This is a genomic window from Natronosalvus amylolyticus (genome assembly GCF_024298845.1).
In the GTDB taxonomy this organism is placed as follows: domain Archaea; phylum Halobacteriota; class Halobacteria; order Halobacteriales; family Natrialbaceae; genus Natronosalvus; species Natronosalvus amylolyticus.
The window spans coordinates 56,489-77,200 of the sequence record NZ_CP101158.1 but is presented as its reverse complement, the minus strand read 5'-3'; the positions used below and the strand labels follow the sequence as shown (position 1 = coordinate 77,200).

At 54.5% G+C, this 20,712-nt stretch carries 24 protein-coding genes; 6 read left to right on the top strand and 18 right to left on the bottom strand.

Annotated elements, in window-relative coordinates:
- Window positions 1-38 precede the first annotated feature (38 nt).
- Window positions 39-1,229, bottom strand: coding sequence for a site-specific integrase (locus tag NLK60_RS17300; RefSeq protein WP_254810721.1), 1,191 nt, complete (start codon window positions 1,227-1,229; stop codon window positions 39-41).
- 290 nt (window positions 1,230-1,519) lie between these two features.
- On the bottom strand, window positions 1,520-1,699 hold the full coding sequence (locus tag NLK60_RS17295; RefSeq protein WP_254810622.1) for a hypothetical protein: 180 nt from the start codon (window positions 1,697-1,699) through the stop codon (window positions 1,520-1,522).
- Window positions 1,700-1,877: 178 nt separating this feature from the next.
- Between NLK60_RS17295 and NLK60_RS17290 the strand changes: the two genes are divergently transcribed.
- The 3 genes from NLK60_RS17290 (at window position 1,878) to NLK60_RS17285 (ending at window position 3,740) form a co-directional block, all read left to right on the top strand.
- Entirely contained in the window at window positions 1,878-2,795 is a 918-nt protein-coding gene (locus NLK60_RS17290; protein WP_254810621.1) for a nucleotidyltransferase domain-containing protein, read from the top strand.
- Window positions 2,795-3,421, top strand: a complete 627-nt coding sequence (locus NLK60_RS19720; protein ID WP_425499085.1) for a Cap15 family cyclic dinucleotide receptor domain-containing protein — start codon at window positions 2,795-2,797, stop codon at window positions 3,419-3,421. Before NLK60_RS17290 ends, NLK60_RS19720 begins: the two co-directional genes overlap by 1 nt.
- A 130-nt stretch (window positions 3,422-3,551) precedes the next feature.
- Entirely contained in the window at window positions 3,552-3,740 is a 189-nt protein-coding gene (locus NLK60_RS17285) for a hypothetical protein (protein ID WP_254810620.1), read from the top strand.
- A 287-nt stretch (window positions 3,741-4,027) separates the two neighbouring features.
- Here the strand turns inward: NLK60_RS17285 and NLK60_RS17280 are convergent, their stop codons facing one another.
- Window positions 4,028-4,861, bottom strand: a complete 834-nt coding sequence (locus tag NLK60_RS17280; RefSeq protein WP_254810619.1) for an HNH endonuclease — start codon at window positions 4,859-4,861, stop codon at window positions 4,028-4,030.
- A 104-nt stretch (window positions 4,862-4,965) separates the two neighbouring features.
- Here NLK60_RS17280 and NLK60_RS17275 point away from each other — a divergent pair, with 104 nt between their 5' ends.
- Window positions 4,966-6,549, top strand: coding sequence for a DUF4175 domain-containing protein (locus NLK60_RS17275; protein WP_254810618.1), 1,584 nt, complete (start codon window positions 4,966-4,968; stop codon window positions 6,547-6,549).
- Between the two features lie 168 nt (window positions 6,550-6,717).
- Window positions 6,718-7,626 (top strand): hypothetical protein, encoded by a 909-nt coding sequence (locus NLK60_RS17270; RefSeq protein WP_254810617.1) that lies wholly within the window; start codon window positions 6,718-6,720, stop codon window positions 7,624-7,626.
- A gap of 428 nt (window positions 7,627-8,054) precedes the next feature.
- On the opposite strand, the gene NLK60_RS17265 is transcribed toward NLK60_RS17270, so the two are convergent.
- Entirely contained in the window at window positions 8,055-10,535 is a 2,481-nt protein-coding gene (locus tag NLK60_RS17265) for a hypothetical protein (protein WP_254810616.1), read from the bottom strand.
- 128 nt (window positions 10,536-10,663) lie between these two features.
- Between NLK60_RS17265 and NLK60_RS17260 the strand changes: the two genes are divergently transcribed.
- A complete protein-coding gene (locus NLK60_RS17260) occupies window positions 10,664-11,668 on the top strand; it encodes a sensor histidine kinase (protein ID WP_254810720.1) in 1,005 nt (334 codons plus the stop codon).
- Between the two features lie 10 nt (window positions 11,669-11,678).
- On the opposite strand, the gene NLK60_RS17255 is transcribed toward NLK60_RS17260, so the two are convergent.
- The 14 genes from NLK60_RS17255 to NLK60_RS17190 all read right to left on the bottom strand — a co-directional run bounded on the left by NLK60_RS17255 (window position 11,679) and on the right by NLK60_RS17190 (window position 20,710).
- On the bottom strand, window positions 11,679-13,388 hold the full coding sequence (locus NLK60_RS17255) for a hypothetical protein (protein WP_254810615.1): 1,710 nt from the start codon (window positions 13,386-13,388) through the stop codon (window positions 11,679-11,681).
- Between the two features lies 1 nt (window position 13,389).
- Complete coding sequence (locus tag NLK60_RS17250) at window positions 13,390-14,703, bottom strand: hypothetical protein (RefSeq protein ID WP_254810614.1); 1,314 nt, start codon at window positions 14,701-14,703, stop codon at window positions 13,390-13,392.
- On the bottom strand, window positions 14,700-15,743 hold the full coding sequence (locus tag NLK60_RS17245; protein WP_254810613.1) for a hypothetical protein: 1,044 nt from the start codon (window positions 15,741-15,743) through the stop codon (window positions 14,700-14,702). The genes NLK60_RS17250 and NLK60_RS17245 overlap by 4 nt, the downstream gene beginning before the upstream one ends.
- A complete protein-coding gene (locus NLK60_RS17240; protein WP_254810612.1) occupies window positions 15,740-16,336 on the bottom strand; it encodes a hypothetical protein in 597 nt (198 codons plus the stop codon). Before NLK60_RS17240 ends, NLK60_RS17245 begins: the two co-directional genes overlap by 4 nt.
- 11 nt (window positions 16,337-16,347) lie before the next feature.
- Window positions 16,348-16,590 carry a hypothetical protein gene (locus NLK60_RS17235; protein ID WP_254810611.1) on the bottom strand — a complete coding sequence of 81 codons (243 nt, stop codon included), beginning with the start codon at window positions 16,588-16,590 and terminating at the stop codon, window positions 16,348-16,350.
- A 146-nt stretch (window positions 16,591-16,736) separates the two neighbouring features.
- Window positions 16,737-17,018: a hypothetical protein gene (locus NLK60_RS17230; protein WP_254810610.1), complete on the bottom strand. Its 282-nt coding sequence runs from the start codon at window positions 17,016-17,018 to the stop codon at window positions 16,737-16,739.
- Window positions 17,018-17,257: a hypothetical protein gene (locus tag NLK60_RS17225; protein ID WP_254810609.1), complete on the bottom strand. Its 240-nt coding sequence runs from the start codon at window positions 17,255-17,257 to the stop codon at window positions 17,018-17,020. Before NLK60_RS17225 ends, NLK60_RS17230 begins: the two co-directional genes overlap by 1 nt.
- On the bottom strand, window positions 17,254-18,282 hold the full coding sequence (locus tag NLK60_RS17220) for a hypothetical protein (RefSeq protein WP_254810608.1): 1,029 nt from the start codon (window positions 18,280-18,282) through the stop codon (window positions 17,254-17,256). The genes NLK60_RS17225 and NLK60_RS17220 overlap by 4 nt, the downstream gene beginning before the upstream one ends.
- On the bottom strand, window positions 18,279-18,584 hold the full coding sequence (locus tag NLK60_RS17215) for a hypothetical protein (protein ID WP_254810607.1): 306 nt from the start codon (window positions 18,582-18,584) through the stop codon (window positions 18,279-18,281). The genes NLK60_RS17220 and NLK60_RS17215 overlap by 4 nt, the downstream gene beginning before the upstream one ends.
- The gene (locus tag NLK60_RS17210; RefSeq protein WP_254810606.1) at window positions 18,584-18,955 is read right to left on the bottom strand and encodes a hypothetical protein; all 372 of its coding nucleotides are present in this window, start codon (window positions 18,953-18,955) and stop codon (window positions 18,584-18,586) included. Before NLK60_RS17210 ends, NLK60_RS17215 begins: the two co-directional genes overlap by 1 nt.
- Entirely contained in the window at window positions 18,952-19,740 is a 789-nt protein-coding gene (locus NLK60_RS17205) for a hypothetical protein (protein ID WP_254810605.1), read from the bottom strand. The genes NLK60_RS17210 and NLK60_RS17205 overlap by 4 nt, the downstream gene beginning before the upstream one ends.
- Window positions 19,741-19,753: 13 nt before the next feature.
- Window positions 19,754-19,900 (bottom strand): hypothetical protein, encoded by a 147-nt coding sequence (locus NLK60_RS17200; RefSeq protein ID WP_254810604.1) that lies wholly within the window; start codon window positions 19,898-19,900, stop codon window positions 19,754-19,756.
- A 6-nt stretch (window positions 19,901-19,906) separates the two neighbouring features.
- Complete coding sequence (locus NLK60_RS17195) at window positions 19,907-20,347, bottom strand: hypothetical protein (RefSeq protein WP_254810603.1); 441 nt, start codon at window positions 20,345-20,347, stop codon at window positions 19,907-19,909.
- Between the two features lie 96 nt (window positions 20,348-20,443).
- A complete protein-coding gene (locus NLK60_RS17190; protein WP_254810602.1) occupies window positions 20,444-20,710 on the bottom strand; it encodes a hypothetical protein in 267 nt (88 codons plus the stop codon).
- Between the last annotated feature and the right edge of the window lie 2 nt (window positions 20,711-20,712).

Below are 20,712 nucleotides of genomic sequence, written 5' to 3'. Positions count from 1 at the left end.
GGTGCGGGGCCGTAGCGGAAAGAAAAATCAGAACGTGATTATCCTTCGAAGGCATCTGAGAGTCGCTCTCGCATGAATTCCCGCCGGTACTTCCGCCGTTCGGCTTCCGAGAGATAGTTGTTCAACACGACGGATGGGTCCGAACTACCCTGTTCGCCTGCGATTACGTCGAGACTCTCGAGCAGTTGTTTCTGGGCTTTGAGATACGTCGTGTACCAGAATCGACGCCCCATTTTCGAGGTCGGCAGTTCGCCACCCACCTGGACGTCGGCCCGATCGGCGAGATTCTGGAACCGGCTCTGGACAGTCCCGCCGATGATGTGCCCGGATTGTGAGGCTCTCGAGGGGAACACATAGCCGTTCCAGTCCCGATCACGGCCACCCAGCCAGTCGATTCGATCAACCAGTTCGTCGACGCCATATAGCAGTGCCACCGTCCCAGGGCCGTTCTTTCGGTTTTCGAACGCAATATGCGGGTCGTCGGTCTCGAGAACGAGTTGTGAGTGATGCAGCGAGGCCACCTCGTTTCGTCTGAGACCCCAGGCACATAGCCCCAGGACGAGGATTTTCTCCGCAGGGTCGTCGGCTACCTCGTACAGACGGCGAACCTGTCGCGTGGTGAGTGGCTGGTTGTTTGGATCGCCGCGTTGCCAGTTGTACTCGGCTTTGATTCCCGAGACAGGATTGAACGCGCCTTTCGCCCGACGCTCGAGGTGGTCGTAAAACTGGTTCACGTCGCCGTAGTACTTCAACTTCGACGCGTCACTCTCGAGGTCGCGGTGGAATTCGTCGAAGACAGCGAGCAGACGCTGAATTTCTTCCTGTCGGTTCGCCCCATCACCGACGCGTTCTACCAGGTCGGCTTGTCCATGGATGTCTGCGTACACGCGCGCGAACTGAGCGAGTCGCGCTCGTTTGGTATCGACAGTCGACTTGGCGAGGCCTCGACGTCGATCAATCGTTCGAACGTACGACTCGAGTTCTTCAATGGTGGTTTCGTCGCCTATACCCCAGGTGTAAGCGTCCGAAGATGGGTCTGCATACCCGACTGTGGCGAGAAACTGCGAGAGCGTCATATTGTGGTGCTCTCGAAGGGCGTACGAAATTCCAGAGTAGCCAGCTTCGGTGATCTCCTCGTAGGTCGGCTTGCGCTCTGGGTCGAATCCCTCGCGCTCGAGTTCGAGTTCAATGTGGGCGTTCCAGTACTCTTGGAGTTCCTCGAGAGACATTCGCGACCAATTGATCTGGTCGGGCTGACTCACCGCTCTAACACCTCGAGTAACCCGAAATCTGGGGTTCTGGTGTATTCTAAATCTCGCATTTTCACGTATTGCAACATTCGTGACAGTCACATAAAAATACTGCTAACCAAGTTGTCGGGCCTGGGACAACCGGGATAAGTACTATAGTGGGCATGGGTGTGTAGAACCGTGGTAAACCAAATAACGCTATATGGAATTTAAGTGCTGATTTCAACGAAGTAGTTCTGTATCGCTTAGGCCGTCACGATTCTATATCGTCAGATCCGGCGTGCTAACCGACGAACTTTTGTGTTAGAAAACAAGTAGGAGAGGAAATTCTCGGCATCCAACTGGCCGCGGAGTTCTTCGATCTCGTCTTCGAGGCGCTCCACTCGCTTATCGAGTTCCTCGATCCGGCCGATCTCCGAGAGGGTGATTTCGAAGATCTTGCCAGGCATGTGAACACGGTGACGCGGGACTTACTAGAGTGCGATTTCACGCCCAAACCGAAAGTAAGCAGCGTACATTACTTTCACTCCGCTCTGAAAATCATTAAGAACCTTCCCAGTCCTTTGGTAGGATAAGAAAGATGAATCTGTTTGATCTTATTCCGCTTGCTTCAACGCGGGGATCTATATGACCATCCCAGAAGGCACGCTAGAAGGGTGGACTACCCAAGGAGCTGTTACGAATTCTAAGCGCACCTATCAATCAGTACAAAATGCTGTTAATAATGAACGGTACGGATTAGGCGATTTTGAGCATAATTACCGAATTCACTTGCAAGGATCATATGCCAACCACACTAACCTGTGGGGAAGTAATGATGTTGATGTAGTAGTTAAACTCACAAAGCCGTTCGAAGAAGACCTCAGTGGTTTATCACTTGGAGAAAAACAAAGATTTTGGGACCAATATTCTGAATCTGATTATACCTTCCAGGAGTTCTACCAAACTGTTCTTGCAGCCTTGAAAAACTATTTTGGCATTGGGAATGTTGATCCGGGATCTAAGGCTATTAAGGTTAAATCAAACGATGAAACTAACATTCCAGTTGATGCAGATGTAGTGGCTTGTGTAGAATATCGAAATTATAACGCATTCCCCGAAAACGGTGAGGAGAATTGGACTGAGGGAATGTATTTTAAAACTCAACAACTAATTTCCAAAACAATAATCAATTATTCAGAAGAACACCGCAGAAACGGTAGCCAGAAAAATGGGAATACTAATATGAATTATAAGCCTACAATTCGAATGTTTAAAAAAGCAAGAGACCACGCGATTTCTCGAGATTATATTGGTTCCAATGCCGTATCATCGTATTATATCGAAGGTTTGCTGTTCAATATTGCAAATTCAAAATTTAAAATGACGAGTTTGCAAGATAGGTATCTCTCTGTGGTGGAATACTTAGAGGCTAGTGATGTTACTGAATTTGAAGAACAGTCTAAACAATATGATCTCTGTGTAGATCACGAGTCAGAAAGATGGAATGTGAGTGATGCAGAAGACACTATTTGGGCTTTTCGGGAGTTGTGGGAGGAGTGGTGATGCATTCTTACTCTATTGATGGGTCTCGACCGAAGATTTCAGGGTTTATAATGCTGGCTGCTATCGTGATAGCTAATCTTGTGAATTATTTGCTTTCGATAATAGATGGAAGAGTCCCTTTCACAGTTGAAAGTGTATCCGCATCCGTCTTTCTTTCATTTTCGATCCTTCTATGGGTGTTTAATAATTACTTATGGAAATGGCCGATCACACGAAGATTTTCAGGAGTTCCAAATATTGAAGGACAGTGGGTAGGCCCTTTAGATTCTTCGTATAATAGTTCGAACGGAAATGGCCCGATGCGCCCAACTTTTACCATACATCAAAAATGGTCTGAAATCGAGGTGGACGGAGACTTTTCAAAGTCAATTTCCGAAAGTACGAGTGCAAGTTTCGTCACAGATAAAGGGAGACCACAGCTCATATTCACTTACAGAAACTACCCCCGAGATAGTTCATCTAATCGCCGTTCCCATGAAGGAACTAATACTCTGAGATACATGACTGACAGTAGTGGGAACGAATTGCTCCAAGGGGAGTACTATACTGATCAAGAAAGAAACAATCATGGAACTATGGAATTGCGTAGGGCAGAAGAAGTTGACGATTGTTTTAAGGATGAATGACATAAGAGCCATCATGTTTTGTGGGTAACCCTTAGACAACCCATCTTAGTTACCTATGAGAGGTAACTCTATAGGAGATTAGTCACTTGCCGGAAGCCGTTTTTAACCCTTCAAGATACCTTTTCCCGGTATGACTGAGGATGAGCCACCGGAAGCCTCGAGCGTCCGTCTCACAGACCTCGTATCCGGCCGGTCGGATATCCCCGACCTTCGCCAACGGTTCGAGTTGATGGCTCGAGCGGCTCGAGAGACGGGCGAAGACCTCACCGTCGAAGACCTGTTGGCCCAATCACGACGCAACCTATGTCGCCCCATCTGACCTCGAGAAAGCAGACTGGGTGGTCGATATCTACGAGCAAGAGGGCCAGCCCGAAATCCACCGACGAGGATTTCACTACCAGATCGTCGGGAAAGGGTATGAAAGCCACAAGGAGCTGTTTCGAGAGTGGGCAGGCCAACACCCAGTCGAGATATGAGCGCTCGAATCTCGGTATCCAGCAGCGTACAAGACGGTACTCGAGGAATCAGTGAAACCGGATTTCGACGCCGAACTGGGTTCAAAATTCGATAATCAGATTGTTAAGAACGGGATCTGGTAGGAGAACTCTATGCCTTCAGTTCCGTTTGCCGGCGAACCTTTGCGCGTAACTTCGTCCGTGAAATCCCTCCAGAATCCGCTTTACTGTGGTCCTCGGGGCAGAGAACAATCAAATTCGAGGGCTCGTTTGGACCACCTTCACTTCTGGGTTTAATATGGTGAACCTCCGGGTGATCTGTTCGCTTTCCACACCATTCACATTGTTGGTTAGCACGCTCGAAGTACAGTTCATCCCTCATTTTCTGTGGGGTAGGCGGTGTGTGTTCGACAGTATCCTTGTTTGTATCCCCAGTATCGGATTCTGTATCAGATTCATTACCAGATTCTAATGTGATAAGAAAGGACCAGGCCTCCTTAGGGCCCTCCTTGTTGTAAATCGCAATTGCCCACGCTATGATCGCGAGCCCTGTAAGAATCAGTACAGCCCCAATGTAGAACCCTACTGTTCCGAATTCAAACAAGCCGGAGAACAGAATGGAGCCGCCAGCGAGTAGCATTACTAACGCAATTCCACCGGGTGGAAGATCCTCCAGCCCATTGGATTGTTCTGTACCTGTTGAACCTGCCGGAAAGCCGGCTCCATTACCCGAATCGGATCGGCCCAGACCTGGGAGGATAGATGCTGAATTGTTTTCCACAATATCTTCGAACACCTCTCGAGCTTCGGCTGCCGAATCAGCCCCGTACTCCGTTACACCGACATGGAAACTGTCGTCGAACATCTGGGGTTTGTACTCTGGAGTGGTGATTATGGCCTCCGTTCGTTTTTGGTAAGTAACCATATAGAGGCCGTCATTCTCTTTCTCGAGCCGCCAATCCCCTTCTCGTCGAACAACGCCCATAACCTCAGTAATGTTGTCGGTTCGATATATAACTTCGGCTGAAGTCGATGTCGATAGGGTTGGTGGCCCCAACGGCTAGCCCATCAAGTTCCCTACGTACGGACATGGACGACGGCGACCGACTTGATGACCAACCACTCTCTGCGGTGATCGACGAACCGGCTGATATACCGACCCTTCGCGAGCGAATCAAAACGATGGCTCAAGAAGCCCGCGACCGTGGCGAAGAAGCCACCGTTGAGGACTTTCTCGCTCAATCGCGTAAGAACGATGCTGCCTATATCTCACCTGCCGATCTCGAGAAGGCCGAGTGGGTAGCCGATATCTACGAGCAAGAGGGCGAGCCCGAAACGCACGCTCGAGACTTTCATTACCGAATCCTGGGGAAAGGCTACGAAATGCGGGATGGGAGTGAGTACGCCCACTCGAATCGCTGTTGGATTGAACTGAAAGAGGCGTTCAAATGGGCGCGTATCCTGGGGCTGATCGACTCGAGTCGCATCGAAGACTCGACGAACACAGATGTTACACCTACGGCCTTCGAGAGCGTCGATCGGCCACTGCCGAATACAGGCGAGACGGATCTACACGATATTGCCAGCGATATCGACGTTGATGACGGCTATCGCCATGCACGGTTGCCCTCGAGAATTGAGCCTGCTGAGATCCTATTCGAGGATACGGGGACGTTCATCGAGACGGCAGCGAAGATGGTTGCCGATCAGGCCTTCCATCGGATGTATTTCGACGCGAATGCCGAACAGCGATACTATATCGAGATTTGGTCCGAAAAATCGGGCGTGATTCCCGAAGCGCTTGCGGGGGAGTACGGTGCGACCATCCGTGAAGCGGGGAAGGGAGAGTTCTCACTAACGATGTGTGAGAAAGCCATCGACATTGCGGCGACACGAAACCAGGACCTTGCCGTCGTGATCGTCTCGGACTGGGATTCCAAAGGCGCAGATATGCCGCTTTCGGCGGGGCGCAAGCTCGAGGTACTCGGTGCGCTGAACGACGTCGACGTCGAGTTGGTGAAAGGCGCGGTGACCAAAGCGCAGGTCAAAGAATACGGGATTCCAGGCGACCCGGCGAAGGTGCCCGATGGCCTCGAGCGCGGCGTGGCCGCTGCGAAAGGGTATGAAACGCAGAAACAACTGTTCCGAGAGTATGCTGGGCAGTATCCCGTCGAGATTCAGGGGTTTTCGACGCGCTACCCCGAAGCGTTCGAGAAGGAACTCGAGGAGAGACTCGAGGCCTTCTACGACGCCGAGCTCGGCGAGCGAATCAAAGAGCGCATGAGTGACGCTCGAGACGACGCTCGCGAGGCCCTCCAGAGAGCCTTCTACGCACGCGAAGACGAGATTGAAACCGCACTCGAGGAACTTCGGCAGGCCGTTGATCGATACCAGGATCGGCTCGAGGGCGATATCGAAGCCGCCCAGCAGGGATTGAGTATGCTCGAGGACAGAGAGTACGCAGTTCGCGAGGACGAACGAATTACGAAGTATCGCTCACAGCTCACCGAGACGATCAGCGGGGTTGACCATAGGGAGGTACTGGCCGCCGTCGACGTGCCCTTACCCAAACCCGACTCACCAGGCGTCGACGAGCCGCTGTTGGATACCAGGCGAACGTTCCTCGAGCAACTCGAGGCCTACCGACAGTACAATATGCGCTATGATGAGTGAGAGGAGTTATCAACCGTGCTTGTATTTTCAAAACTGAGATATTGGACACCTATTTCAATGGTTGGAAGATTTTGGACGTCAAATGCCGTGTACTCATCTTAAAATATTGGTTTTTATTCATTTCCAGAAGACATATCAATCCACGTTTCAGAGATAATGTGAATACAAATGGTTCCAGACAACTACGATAAACGAGCGATCTCAATCGGCGGCTATGGAAGTTTAGTTCCATTTCACGGTATTCACTCCTATGATCCTGCACAACCTGGCAAATCCGTAACTGTCAATCTACCCGTGGCTGATGGCTGGGCGTCACCCAATGAAATCTTACAGTTTATCGAGAAAGTTGAGACACACCTCGATGTTAAGACTGACCAAGGGCAGTTATTTTATACTCTGCAGTATTCCGACTACAGTTTCCACGCCAGTGGCATTGAGAATCTTGCAGATGATCTCCGAAATGCCTTCACGCTTGGCGAGGAGTTGAAGGGAACATTAGAGAGTAGGTACAGCCAGGAGCTCCGTATGCACAGGCCCTGTTTCGTAATTCTCGCTCCGATCGAATATGGTCTCTTCTATCTATTCCTACGAGGAGGCAAATCCTACTCTGATCAGGATGAGTCAGAGTGGGAGATTGTTTATGATTGGGAGTCTGGAGTCTTGATGGATAGCCCGGTGTTAACTTGGCCGAATCTTGAGAAGATGGTTCAGGATAACAAGGGTCGACCAGTCCCGCAGCGAGAAACCGAAGTTGCGAGTATTACTGTCAGGGGGGATCAGCAGGACCTGCAAGAAGTATATCCACTGGATCAAGAAGAAACCGGTGATGCGGATATCATCGCAGCCAAAAACCCCTTCACATTCAGTGACATTGAATCGCAAGATGAAGAAGTCCGAGATGCTATCGATAGGACCCAACATCTGACCTACCGTGTCAGAGGTGGTACAGTTGGATTCGATAAAGAGGATTCTTACACAATTAAATCGATGTCGGTGCTAAAACCGGATAATCTCTCTTTGTGGGGACACCAATTGGCAATATGCAGTCCGATGTGTAACGCGCATTCCTCTGACTGATATAGTTCGGGTCGAACCCATAGTTTTCCACTGAAAATTGGCACTGGGAACGTGGTGGAACGAGAATATTTGGAAGGCATAATCTCTCCCCTATCACCACATAGATCAAACAATGGGTTAGTCCTGTTCAACGCTCCGAGAGGGTTTGGAACTGAAAACAGTATTTATATCGATTGGCGGTCGAATAGCCTGGTCACTGTATCGTCAGGTGGTTTTGTGGGCGTGTTTCTGGCGTGTGTGACCCGCGACAACAGAGAGTTCACCACGGTGAACGGCGATGTGATCTGATTTTAATTCGCGCGTCTACACTAGTGTGTACGACCTACCCGAACACGGTATCCCGTGCGTGATTCGTGTGGGTTATAAAAGTACTATCGGGCGTCGGGGTGTGAGTTGAATCATCGCGTGCATCGGAACTCGATTCACGATCAGAAGAAGCGGTCCAAATCTTCCCAATCGATTTTGAGCGCTCGCCGACCGATTCCCGTGAGTTTGTACACGCCATCGTCGGATTTGGTTAGACACCGCTCGAGTTGCCCGCCGGATTTGATGTAATGAGTGACCGTTCCATAGGGGACACCGGAGGCTTCGGCGATCTGGCGACCGCCTGTAATCTCGTCACGGTCATCTCCGTTCACGGCCTCGAGAATCGTGAGTAGTTTCTCCCGCATATCGCGTTTACTCTCACCCAGCCAGCCCTCGAGACACTTCGGAACGCTCTCTTGATTCAGGATTTGGCGCTTGCGCTGTTCTCTGGCTTCCTCTTCGGACGCAAAGGTTAGCGTACGTTCGGTTCGACGGTCGGCTTTCCGGAGCGCTAGGGGACTCGGTATCTCGCCATCTCGTCGAGCTTCAAGCGTGGTATCGAGGAGTTGCCTGTCGATCGTCTCGCCCGCTTCGATTGCTTCGAAAGCAAACGTAGCGGGGACGTGTTTGCGGATATCCGCGAGCGTGAGGTGCCACTCACCTAACTCCGGTATATCGTCGTTCGAGATATCGATGGCGTTGACTGCACCCGTCTGTGTGTTCACCCAGTAGTCGCTGTCTCGGTGCCGGGTTTTCCAGCCGTCACGGAAGCCCTGTCGGACTCGAGCGCCCCAGGCCTTGCCATACCGATCCCGCCAGTGTTCGTCACCTAGCCCCAGACCACAGCGAGCGCCACGCCACTGGATTGGGTAATGAGCCTCGCCGTCGTTCAACAGCATTCCCCAGCCGGGGTCGAACCCTGTGAGTTGCTCTTGCTGTCTGGGCGTGAAGTCATAGGACCTATCCAGCGTCATAATCTCTTCTTCGCCCAACTGGAGGAGAATCTTCACGGGCATATTCGTCCGGACGGCCTTGTACACGTCATTGAGTTTCTGCGTACTGCCGAGCATGAGGATTCGGCGAGAGCCGCCTCGAGTGGCGATTTCGTAGATCGTATTCCGCAGCGCTTTCACCTCTTTGTTGTACTGGGCGTTCGCCATCACCGAAGGGCAGATATCCTTCAACTCTCGAATCTCGAGCAGTGCCCGTGGGAGTCTCGAGTTTTCGTCTCGAGCGCGGAAGATCAGACGCAACCAGAGATTGAGGATGATGTACTTGAGCGCCTCATTCCGTGGCTCGAGGAAGTTACAGTTCAACACGGCCACCCGGTCTTGAGCGGCGAGTTCGGCTTTGATATTGAGGTTGGTCTCCTCGCCGGAATCTGCAATCAGGCCCTCGCCAGCCAACATCATGATGGATTGAGCGCACTCCTCGAGAACGTCATCAGCATCCATCGTCGTGTTGAACTCTCGGACGGAATAGTCCTCTTCGACCTGTGAGGCGTCAGCCACGACATCGTGGCCGCCTTCGCTCTCGAATTCGTCGTCGATCAACTCGGTGACCGTAATCGTCGCTTCAATCTCTTCGGCGTACTCGTTCAACAGCGCGACGAGTTTTTCGACACCGCCGTTTTGGAGTTTGGCTTCCTCGAGTGCCTGCCCGATCCGACGCATCGTATTCGAGTCGTCGGTCGTGATTCCCGCGAGTCGGAGGATCAACCGGGGAGTGAGCGTGTCGATACCGATTGTAAAGGGCTTGAAGTTTGATGGAAGCACGTCGGGGACGCCACTCGTGTCGGGGACGTACACCCGCGTATCGTAGGCTTTGGGGGACTGATTGAGTTGCTCGAGGTTCTCGAGAATAGCCTTTTCGTCGTTCGGGATACCGATCATCGGCGTTTCGTTGCGCCCGTCATCCAGGCAGGAAAACCACTTGTAGCCGTGTTGGTCTTTGAGGTTGCCTGCGATATTGACGATCGTCGAGTCCTTGCCCTTTCTTGGGAGGGCAATCACTAGGACGTGTTCGCAGTCTTCGTGATTGATTCGCACTTCGTCTTTGGTTTCGTCGCGGGTCTGTGTTTTCGAGAGTCTCCGACGCCCTACGGGGTTGATAGCCTTCGATGGGGTTGAAGCCGCCCCTGGAATGTCGAGTGATTCCATTTTGACGGGGATGTACCGCGAAGAGTCACCGTAGGCGTAGGTGTACTCGAGGGCAACGGCGACTCTGTAGGCGACTTTGAACTCTTCGCCAGCGGGTGGGTGCTTGCCCTGCGCTCGAGCGCGAATATGGCGTTCGAACCACGCCTTCGTGGCGGCATCGAGGCGGTCGTCTGCGGGCCTGAGTAAGTCCTGTACGCGTTCATCATTGACGAGATACCAGTGAATCGTCTCGAGAAGGTCGCCCGGATCGTGCGGGCTCTCGCCCACCAGGGCTTTGTCGGCTTCGGCCAGCAGTTCGCGAACGCGAGATTCGATTTCACGATTGTCTTCCTCGAGACGTTCGAGGGCGCGTTTTGACTGCTGGCGGTCGATTATCTTCTCGAGTTTATCGTCGTCACTGGGCTGTACGCTAGGTGCGGTTTCGTGGGTAGTGTTGGAACTCATGGTTGTGGTGGATTGTATTTAGTTACTATCTGTACAGTCTCGAAGACAGTCTGTCAAAATTAATCTTTACTGTGAATTTCAGTACCTTTTTGCGTGATAGTCCAATTACTGAGAATATATTGGGGGACATGACGGGGGACTCAAACATTATTCGGGCGCAGGACGGACAACGGGCACTGATTGAGAATTTTCCAAATGGAGTCCTCGTACTCTTTGACGATGACCTCAAATACCAGATTGTAGGGCCTCGAACCCTGCCGTTCAGTAAAAAGGAATCAATCGAGATGGTCGGCCACCGAATTGATGAGCTGTTTCCGTCATCGATCATCGATCAACTCGAGTCAGAGTTACAAGCCACAATCGAAGGTGAGCAACGGTCATTTGATATTGAATATACCGACCGAGTTCATCACATCGAGACCCAGCCAGTCGATATTAAGGGCCAGTCCTATGGAGTGTTGGTCACGCAGGGAGTCACTGAGGAACGAAAGCGTGCAAAGGAGTTAGAAAGACAAAACGAGCGCCTCGACCAGTTTGCAAGCATGATTTCTCACGATCTTCGGAATCCGCTTTCACTCGCGGTTGCTGATATCGAAATGTTTCGTGAAACCGGTGATGAGGGTTACTTAGATGGAGCTTTGGAAGCGCTTGACCGAATCGATGAACTAACCACAGACTTGTTGACTCTAGCACGAACGGACGCCACTTCGGATGAGTACGACACAGTGGCAATTCGTACTGTAGCGAATCGAGCGTGGGAAATGGTCGATTCACGACAGGCAACGCTCGAGATAGAAGACCAATCCCTCTATTGTGACCGCGGTCAGTTGCAGGCGCTCTTCGAGAACCTGTTTCGAAACGCCGTTGGTCACGGGGGGAATAGTGTCGCTGTGAGAATCGGACCACTTGAAGAAGAGAGCGGATTTTTCGTTGAGGATACCGGTTCTGGCATCTCACCAGAAGATAGAGAAGAGGTATTCAAACACGGTTATACGACGGGTTATAGTGGGAGCGGTGTTGGATTGACTATTGTTAGCCGTATCGCCCAATCACACAACTGGGAGGTTTCGTTGACCGATAGTGAGGAAGGCGGGGCTCGATTTGAGTTTCGGGAACTCAACACCGTAGATTGAGATCCAACGATCAAATCCCGTCGAAACGCTCGGTCTGCATTTCGACGTCCGGTAATTCGAAGTCGGGTTGGTAATCGGGTTGATACAACGTTGAGAACTGCGCTCGAGTCTCGATTACCGCCGGGCGGGCATCATCCGTCCGGAGTTTGACGGCAGTCATCTCCTGGGTGCCTCGAGTCGGCGTGTCGATCTCGACGGGCACCTCGATGAACAACTCAGGGACGTTGCGCTCGTAGCGATCAGCCACCAGCCGTGGGTCATAGCCGATGCCACCGATACGCTGGCGGTCGCGTTCGATCACGCGATCGAGGAGCTGTGATTTCGGGAGGTGTTGATCGGCATCGGCCACCTCTTTGGCGAGCATATTCGTGATTTCGGGCCGCTCGACGGCATCGACGTAGCCCTCGATATTCGGGACAAACTGTTTCAGATTCCGTGCGAACTTTTGCTGGATAGTCGGTGGGACAGCTTCACCGGGTTCGATGTGGGCGTGAGCGATTTCGGCGAGCGTCCAGGCCAACCTAATACCGTCGTAGTCGGCGTACACCGAACCGCCACACCAGCCGTAAAAGGCGGTTGTATCCGACGTATCGACGCGCTTTACGAGAACGGCAATCTCATCGAACGCTTCGGTTTCGTCGGGTTCGCGAAGGCCATGCACGCGGGTTCGTCGGCGACGATGGCTACCCAGATACCAGAGCGCGCCGACGACGACCGACGCTGAGGCGAGCAAGAGGTAAACCCACGGCGAGACCCAGATTTGGGCGACCAACAGCCCGATCACGAACGTGACCGCAGCGGGGAAACCGAAGTTCCACAGCAGGTCTCGAGACTCGAGCGTCGATATCAACTCGAGTTGTGTCATTCGAAGGTGGTCGGTTGTACTCAGGTTTGCGCGGGGGTGAACGACTATATCATCGATATCGGCGGCATCCGCGCTATCCTGTGCGGCGTCGACGGTATCCTCATCGATCGTATGCACGTCGGCCACATCGATATGTGCCGGTGCAATCCCGAAAATATCGAGTAACTGCGAAGCCGTCTCGCGAACGCTTTCGGCAGGAGTGACGACGACCGTCTCGGTGCCATCGGTGGTCTCGGCTTCGGCAGCCAGCCGTTTGACCGTCCGTTCGGAAAACCCGGTTTTGGCGGCGGCTCTCGAGGCTTTTCGACGACGACCCATCCATTTGATTCCGGCGACCACGAGCAACAACAACAGCGCATAGGTCCACAGACTCGTGGCAACGCCGAACAGTCGGCCCATGAACCACGAGGAGTCTCCGGAGTGTTCGAGGCCGCGTGACATCCAGAGATAGATACCACCGAAGAGGAACGCAAGCGCACCGAACAGTGCGGCAGAGCCGATACGTGTCCCTACGGTGTCCTCGGGGCCGAGTATCCAGAGCAACAGGCCGTTTTTCACTCGTGTTGGGAGAGTTTTCAGCCACCCCCAGAGCCTGGAGACTCGAGAGCCGGCGTTACGTACCCGTGAGGCAATTCCGTTCGCGAGTGAGGATAGGTTCGACCGGACACTCGAGAGGCCGCCTCGAGCGCGTCCTGTCCACGAGCGCCCGTCTGCGTATGTACTCGAGGTTTCGTCTCTGTTGTTCGTCCCTGTGTCCTCGAGTGTCCCCTCTGTAGGTGTGTCTCGAGAGTCGATTTCTGTGACGGTAGCAGGGAGCGGTCGCTCACTTTCGTTCGTGTCGTCTTTGTCTGGCATTTCAGAATCCTCGCTCGAGTTCGTCGATCTCATCGAGTAGCTGTTCGACGTCGTTTCTGACTCCGGAGTAGCGGTGACCCATCGAGTAGGTGGCTTCCATGCGGATCAGGGCGGCTTTGAGACAGGAGAGTGCCTCACGCGGGCCGCTCAGACGGTTGGTCGTGTACACTTCGGCCAGCCACGAATTGTGGATGGTTTCAGCCTCGAGTTCGGCGATTGCTGATTCCGGTTGCCCGCCATCCGGTTGCGCGTCACTAGAGATTTCGAGGTCTCGCGGACCACGGAGTGCGAGTTCGGCGAGTTGGAGCGTGCTGTGGATATCGAAGCTATCGTTCCAGTACACCGCCTGTTGGTCGTTGATCTGTGGGAGTTCGCCGATGAATTCCTCATTGGCCGTCTGCTTGTCGCGGCGGTATTCTGCCTCAAGTTGCTCTTGCTGTCTCGCTGTTTCACCCGAATCGTTCTCAATCCGGTCGAGAATCCAGCCGTGAGCCTGTTCGCGGCGGTAGGCGGCCACGGCAATCGAGAGCAGTATGAGAATCCACACGAGCGGGTTCTCGGCGGCCATAATCGCCAAGATAAGGAGTTGGGCCGCCCGTTCGACGAGGAACGAATCAACGAGCGTAGCGCGTTCGACGCGCCAATCGTAGTAGTCCTCGAGCCCGCTTGGGTCGGTGTCGTAGCCTTCCTCTTCGGCGGAGTCTTGCATATCGTCGATAAGCCCGCCGTAGGCCTCGAGTTCCGCTGCTGCTGCCGAGACTTCGGTACTCGTCGCATAGAGATCGATCGAACTGGTAGAGCTATCGGGGAAGAAAACCTCGAGTTCGAAGAACGTACTCGAGGAACCAGCCGCGCCGGGTTCGTACTCGACGAGGATTGTGGTGTCGCCCTCGAGCAGTGTGGCCTCGGCGTCACTCTGGGCTATCCGAACGTTCTCAGCGGGTTCTGAAAGCGTGAACAGAGCGAACGGGCCAGTGGTGTTGAACGCTTCGTCTGAATCCTCAGTCGTTGTCTCGAGCCAGTCTTCGTCACCGAGTGAGACAGGCGAGACGCGTACCCGATCAGCGAGGCCGGGTTCGCCGTCCGAGACATTGCTATCCTCGAATTCGTCCGAATCGGTGTCTGTCTCTGTATCGTTACCGGCGTCACTTTCGTTCGTCGCTGTCTCGTTGTTTTCTTGAGCGAAAACAGAGCTGTGAGCGTGATCGATCGATGGGCCAGCACTCGTGTCGGCGGCGGCCAGCGGAACGGCCATCGAACACAGAAATAGAGCCACGAGTGCGAGCGTAAGCGCTCGAGTCCAGGCGGGCTTCATCGTCGCTCACCCCCGTCTGGGTGAGCCTGTTGGGGTTGTTGCCCGTTCCCGCCAGTATCGACGTAGGTTGACCGGGCCTCTTGGTTCATCGTCTCGCCGAAGCCAGAGACGCTCCCCAGGATTTGAGCGATTTCTTTGATCTGGTTGCGAACGTCCTGTTCGGTTTTGTGGTCACCGCTCAGGAGGAGGCGCTCGATTTTCGAGAATTCGCGTTCGACGGTGGCGAGCGTGGCCTCGAGCCCTCGCATTTTAGTGTCCTGACGGCGAATCTTCTGTTTCATGTCGATATATTTCTCATAGGAGAGTTCGACCGGGCTTGAGTAGACGTAATCCGGTCGCGTATCGGGGTTCTCGGTATCGTTTTGTTTGGTCGTGAGGTTAACCCACGTCGTCGAGTCGACCTGGAAGGCGTGATCGGGGATTTGGTGTTCGATCACCTTCCCCGGCGCTCGATGGGTGTTCTCGAGTTCTGGCTCTTCAGCACAGTGCTTGTAGCGTCGGAAAACGCCGAATAGACGGCTTTGGGAGTACTCTTTAACGATTGGGTTACCTTCGTCACTGCCGACGTTGCGAACGTCGATGGGGATAATCTCTTCGCGCGTGTTGCCATCGTCACCCTCGTAGACGTTGATGAGTTGGCCCTCATACCGCTGGCCGATATTCGATATCATGATACCCGCGACGACGCCGATACCGACTTTGAGCGCCGTTAGCAGTTGATCAGAGAACATCACCTCCGCAGGTGAGCCCGTCCGAAGCGTCTGGTAGGCGAAGACAGCGAGGATGATTCCCAGCAGTGCGAGTGAACCGAAAAACACCTTTGCGGTTCTCGAGGTGGCCTTCGCCCGGTCGCGTATCGGGACTCTCGTTGACCCCTTCTTGTGGGCTGGGTCACCCGACCGATCGGGATTGCTCGAGTCCTGTTGGACGCGCTCTGTAGCGTCGGTTGTGTCGTCACGCATCGAACGCGAGAGCCACCAAGCAGCGAATACGATAGCGGCGGAAACGAGGATCGCAACGGCGATTAGCGCCCAGTTCATCGGTGGCCTCCGTTCTCATCGTCGTCAGCCCGGAGGTCGACGCGTTTCTGTGCGCCTTTCGACGCCATCGATTGGATTTGCTTGTCGATTTCGCGCTGTAACTCGAGGCCCTCTTGGATGATTTCGGTGTAGCGATTCGACCACTCCGAAAGCCACTCCGGTATCCGGTGGCAGCGATAGTCTTCGGCAAGCGAGCGCATTTCGCGTCGGAACGCCGAATCCGTCTCGGCCTGCGTTACGATACGGCTCACCTCCTGGCGAACCACACGCTGGGTGGCGATTGGACAGCCCCCGCCGTAGTGTGGGCATTTGCTACACGCATCGGGGAATTCGTCGGTCGCATCCTCGAGCCCCTCGCGAGCGAACATAGCGTAGCCGCTGGCTTTCAGGTCCGTGATCTGGGACTCAATATGCTCTTCAACGTCGCCTGCTGGGAGTTCGAACGAGCGTTTCTCCCACTGCCTTACGCGTTCGGTCAGTTCGGGGTCGTTGATGAACTCGGCGTCACCGAGTTTGTCTCGCAGTCGGTCAAGTTGTTTCTCACTCTGTTTCGGCGAGTGTTCTGTGGAATCGGGATTGGTGGTTGTACTCATTGAAATTTGAATCAGGATTGGGATTGTGATTCGGATTGGGTCGCTGCACGGCGAATGTCGTCATCGATTGGCGGCAAGTCGATACTGTCTCGAGGGTCATCCGGCGGCGAAATCACGAGGGCGTCGTCGACGACGCGTATCACACACGGGTCGCCGGGGTCGAACGGGAATTGGGAGTCCGTCGCAACCCGAACGGCCACGTAAAACTGGATGCCGTCGTTCACATCCGAGGCCCTCGAGTGGGCCTGGAGCATTAGGCCTCACCCCCTCCGGCTTGTCGATGTAGTACTACATCTGGCGGTGGCTGTGGATCTGGCGTTTCGCGCGCTCTGGGTCGATGAATCTGGGTTTTGAATGTCTTTGGAAGCATTTTGAAAATCCGGTCGATGAAAAAAGCCGCTCACCGATTGGCAGCTTTTGCTCGCATATCTCGCTCGCTCTGGAATCGGTCGTAGTTGCCTCGAGCGAGGAAGTACGTCACTGCAAGGACAACGACGCCCGTTCGGTGAAACCCGCCGAGGATGAGGAACGCCCCGATCACCATGCCGAAGGTCATCGAAAGCGTGCCGTAGGCGCTGTACAGGATCACCGATGAATCGCCTCGAGACGAGAAGGCCAGATGCCCAATCGCCAGGCCGACGCCGATAGCGAGTAAGACGGTCAGGAGTTGGTTCATCGCCATTAGGGCTCACCCTCACGGTTTCGGCCACTGCCCATATCGCGAGCTTTCTGCCGAACTTTCGCGCTCGAGACACCGCTCTGGCGGGCCGTGTAGACGTCTCGAGCAAACGGGAGTCCGTACCGGCCACCGAGTACGAACAGCGCGATAGCAAGGCCGATGATGAGGCCACCAGGGTTCAGGAACGTAATTCCAACAGCGATTATGGCAATCCCCCAGATAACGTGATCGGCGCTGATCATGGACTCACCTCGAATCCGGTTGTAACATCCGTCAGTGTCGGCAGCGGCATGGTGGTTGGCTCACCGACGACCATGAACGGGAGGTTGATACTCCCCATTAAGGCCCGGAGGTCAGCCTCGAAGGACGTGAGGTCGTAACTCAGGGTGTCCCGAACACGTGGATCAGCCGTGAACTCGAGTTCGGCGGCTTCGTTGAACGTGATCTCGATAGCCGTGACGTCGCCATCGTCGTCAGTCAGTTCGCGGTAGTACACCGGTTCGTCAGAGCCACTATCCAGTGGAATATCGTGACTGCCATCGACCGTGTAGGTGGCGTGCCAATCCTCGAGTGGCTCACCCGTCTGTGGGTTTACCAGATCGATTGTGACCGTCTCGCTATCGTTGCCCTCGAGTGTGTACTCTCGTGTCTCGAGGTCCGACCCGAATCCGAGTGAGCTAACGAGTCGATCCTGTAAGCCTTCGGCGGCAGCAGCGCCTTCACCGATCCACGAGAGGCCTTCGACGCGAGCTTTCGACGGTGCGAACAGTGCCTGGCTTTCGGCAGGCATCGTCACCGTGATCCGCGTGTACGTCTCGTCTTGGTCGAAGCTATGGGTTGACTCCCAGTACGCTTTGGGCGTTGGGTAATCCTCAAACCCCTCGAGTTCGCTCCCCGATATCGTGCCAATCGTCGATGGCGTTACCAGCTCCTCAGAGATTTGCAACTCGAATTCGACACAGTAGGAGTTAGGGTTCTCGAGCGTGACGCGGTGGAACGCCTCACCCCCCTCAATGGTCGCGAGCGTGTTGTCTTTGCTCACGTCTGTCGACCCAGTGTGGTTGGCTTCGTCGACGGTCGCCTGGTCGGTACGGAACTCATCGTAGGTGATTGAGCGCTCTGGTTCACACACGGCGTCTGCGTCGGTGTCTGCGAGTGCCGTACTCGAGAGTCCTAAGCCGAACGTGACCAGAGAGGCCACGAGTAACGCAGCGAGCGTGACGGAAAGCACTCGAGCGCGTGTGTTGGTTTTGGTGTCTTTTGTCATCGGAACCACCCAGTGAGTCTCGAGACTCGGTTCTCGAGCCAGAGATACGCGCGTTCGCCCGCTTCGCCCGTTAGCAGGGCGTTCACGGCGGCATCGATCTTCTCGACGGGCATCATAGCTCGGAGCATGAAAAACAGGATGAACGTCGCCAGAATGCCGGCGAAAACGGGGCTGGTTGGGAGCGTGAGCGCCACGAGCAATCCCATGATCACGACGAAGGCGACGATCGACAGCCCACGGAACGTGAGCAGTGTGCCCGACCGAAGCCGGCGACGTAACTCGAGGTTTGGAACCCAGCGCATTAGACCGGCTCACCTCCGTTTGTGTCGGCGAGCGGCCACGCCCGATCGACCACCGGATTGAGGCGGGCTGCACCCACGAGGAACGGGACGATCATCACGAGTGCCAACCACGTCAGTATCCCGAGGCTAGCTAAGACCATCACAAGGGCTAGCGCAACGCTGGCAACCATCTGCTCGTACGGCGTTGCCCGATAGCCGACGACGTTCGGGACCTGTTGTTTCAGCCATTTCCAGGTGTCTCGGATATTTTCACGAAGCCACGGCGGGAGTAGGTCACCCAGTGAGACAGTTTGTAAGACGGCCCAGATGTTTCCGAGGTGCTGTCGGGTGACTGCGAACGGCCATCGAGCGGCGGATTTGAGACGGCTCATTCGAAATCACCGTCATCGATGTACTCGAGGTCATCACCGAGGAGCGTGCTTTCGAAGAACGACCCGAAAAGGCCACCATAGCGCGTTGTCGAGCGGGCGATGTATTCCTCATCGATTGGCTCGTCATCGTAGACGAAGTTCTCGAGGAGGTAGACGGTTTCACCAGCGGTCTCTTCTGCGAGGAAGCCCTTATGGACGTGTTCTTCATCCGGTTCGTGCGTACTCTCTCGAGCGGCTTCGACCGTCACGTATTCTTCGGCGTCGTGATCGTACTCGAGGCCGACATCGAACGTCTCTTCGACGGGTTCGCCATCGCTATTTTCGCCCACGAGCGTGAACTGGTGGTACTCGAGGTCGCCATCGGGTGCGGCGTTGGTCTGGTTGTTCAGATAGGAAACGATCGCGTCGTCGTTGCCGTTCACAAGCATGACCGTCTCGTTAGCCTGATGGCCGACGTCTACGGGTTCGGCGAACGGATTGATCTGACCGGCTTCGTATTGCACGCGGTCATAGAGGCCCGCTGTTGAGCCCCGAAACAGTGTGTACGTCGTGATGACGGTATCCTCGATAGTCTGTTGGACAGCCGCGAAGCCCTCCGGTTCCTCATCCTCTCCCGTCTCGAGAGTCTGTGTTTCCCCATCGGAGAGGTCGTCGAACAGCGAGCCGTCACTCTCGTTGGTCGTCTCCGCAACGGCGGGTGCCGACGCCAAGAGCATGGCGACTGTCAGCACTGAAACCAGGAGTAAGAGAGCGACGGCTACGTGTTTGGGTGTGTTGTATCTCATAGGTGAATTTGGATCAGGGTTTGAGCCGCCCGAAGAGGTCGCCGAGTTTCCAGCGAACACGGCGAAGCCACGTTTGGACTCGGTTTTCGTATCGTTGGTGGGCGGCATCCGAGTGGCCTCGAGAGTCGCCGTACCAGCCGCCTTTGTCTTTGCCCGGCATGGCCGGTCACTGTCGCTCGACGATTTCGAACATTGCTTCGGCGGCGGCTTCGAACGCCTCGAGTCGCTCGACACTCTCGAGTCGTGACTGGCCGTTGACGGTGAGCGTCCACGAACCGAACAGGTCCGGCTTTCGAAGCGTGACCGTATGACCGTAGGCTTCCCACACGCGAGCTTTACGGGTTGAAGCCGTGGGTTTGAACGCTCCCGGTGGCTTGAGTCGAAGTCGAGACTCGAGGTGGATTGCATCCCGAAGCGTCTCGAACGGTTCGCTCATCGAAAAGCGAGTGTACCCGCCCAGCGGTTTGTAGCGCCGAGTCACGGCGTCGTGTCGGGTAAGACCGGACAGCCGGACGCCCGTCTCTTTGAGCGTGGCCTCGAAGCCATCTTGAGGTAGGCGGTCAGTCTGGGATGGGTTGGAACTGGCATTGCTTGAGGTCGTTGCCATAAGTGCCCGCCGTCAGAGTCGAACTGACGCACTACTCACGCTCACGACTGGTGAGTGGTGTCCAAACGGGCAACCGCGAAAACTGGTTTCGTCAGGTCAGGGCAGCGGTCGCCATTTTCTATCGGCCCCGCCTGTCAAACCGTAGATGGTTTGGGTAGCATTCCACGAAATCGTCCTCGAGACCCACTGTGCGGGCAGTGAGTCTTCGGAGAAATCGTTCCGGCCACTGATCAGTTGCCACAGCAAGTCGAGTATCGCCCAAATCATCGCGATAATCCCGATGATCAAAGCGAGGACGTACCCAACTGTGAACTGCCAGAGTAGCGACCACACACGGCCTAGTGCCTGTGTTCGCTGGCTCATCG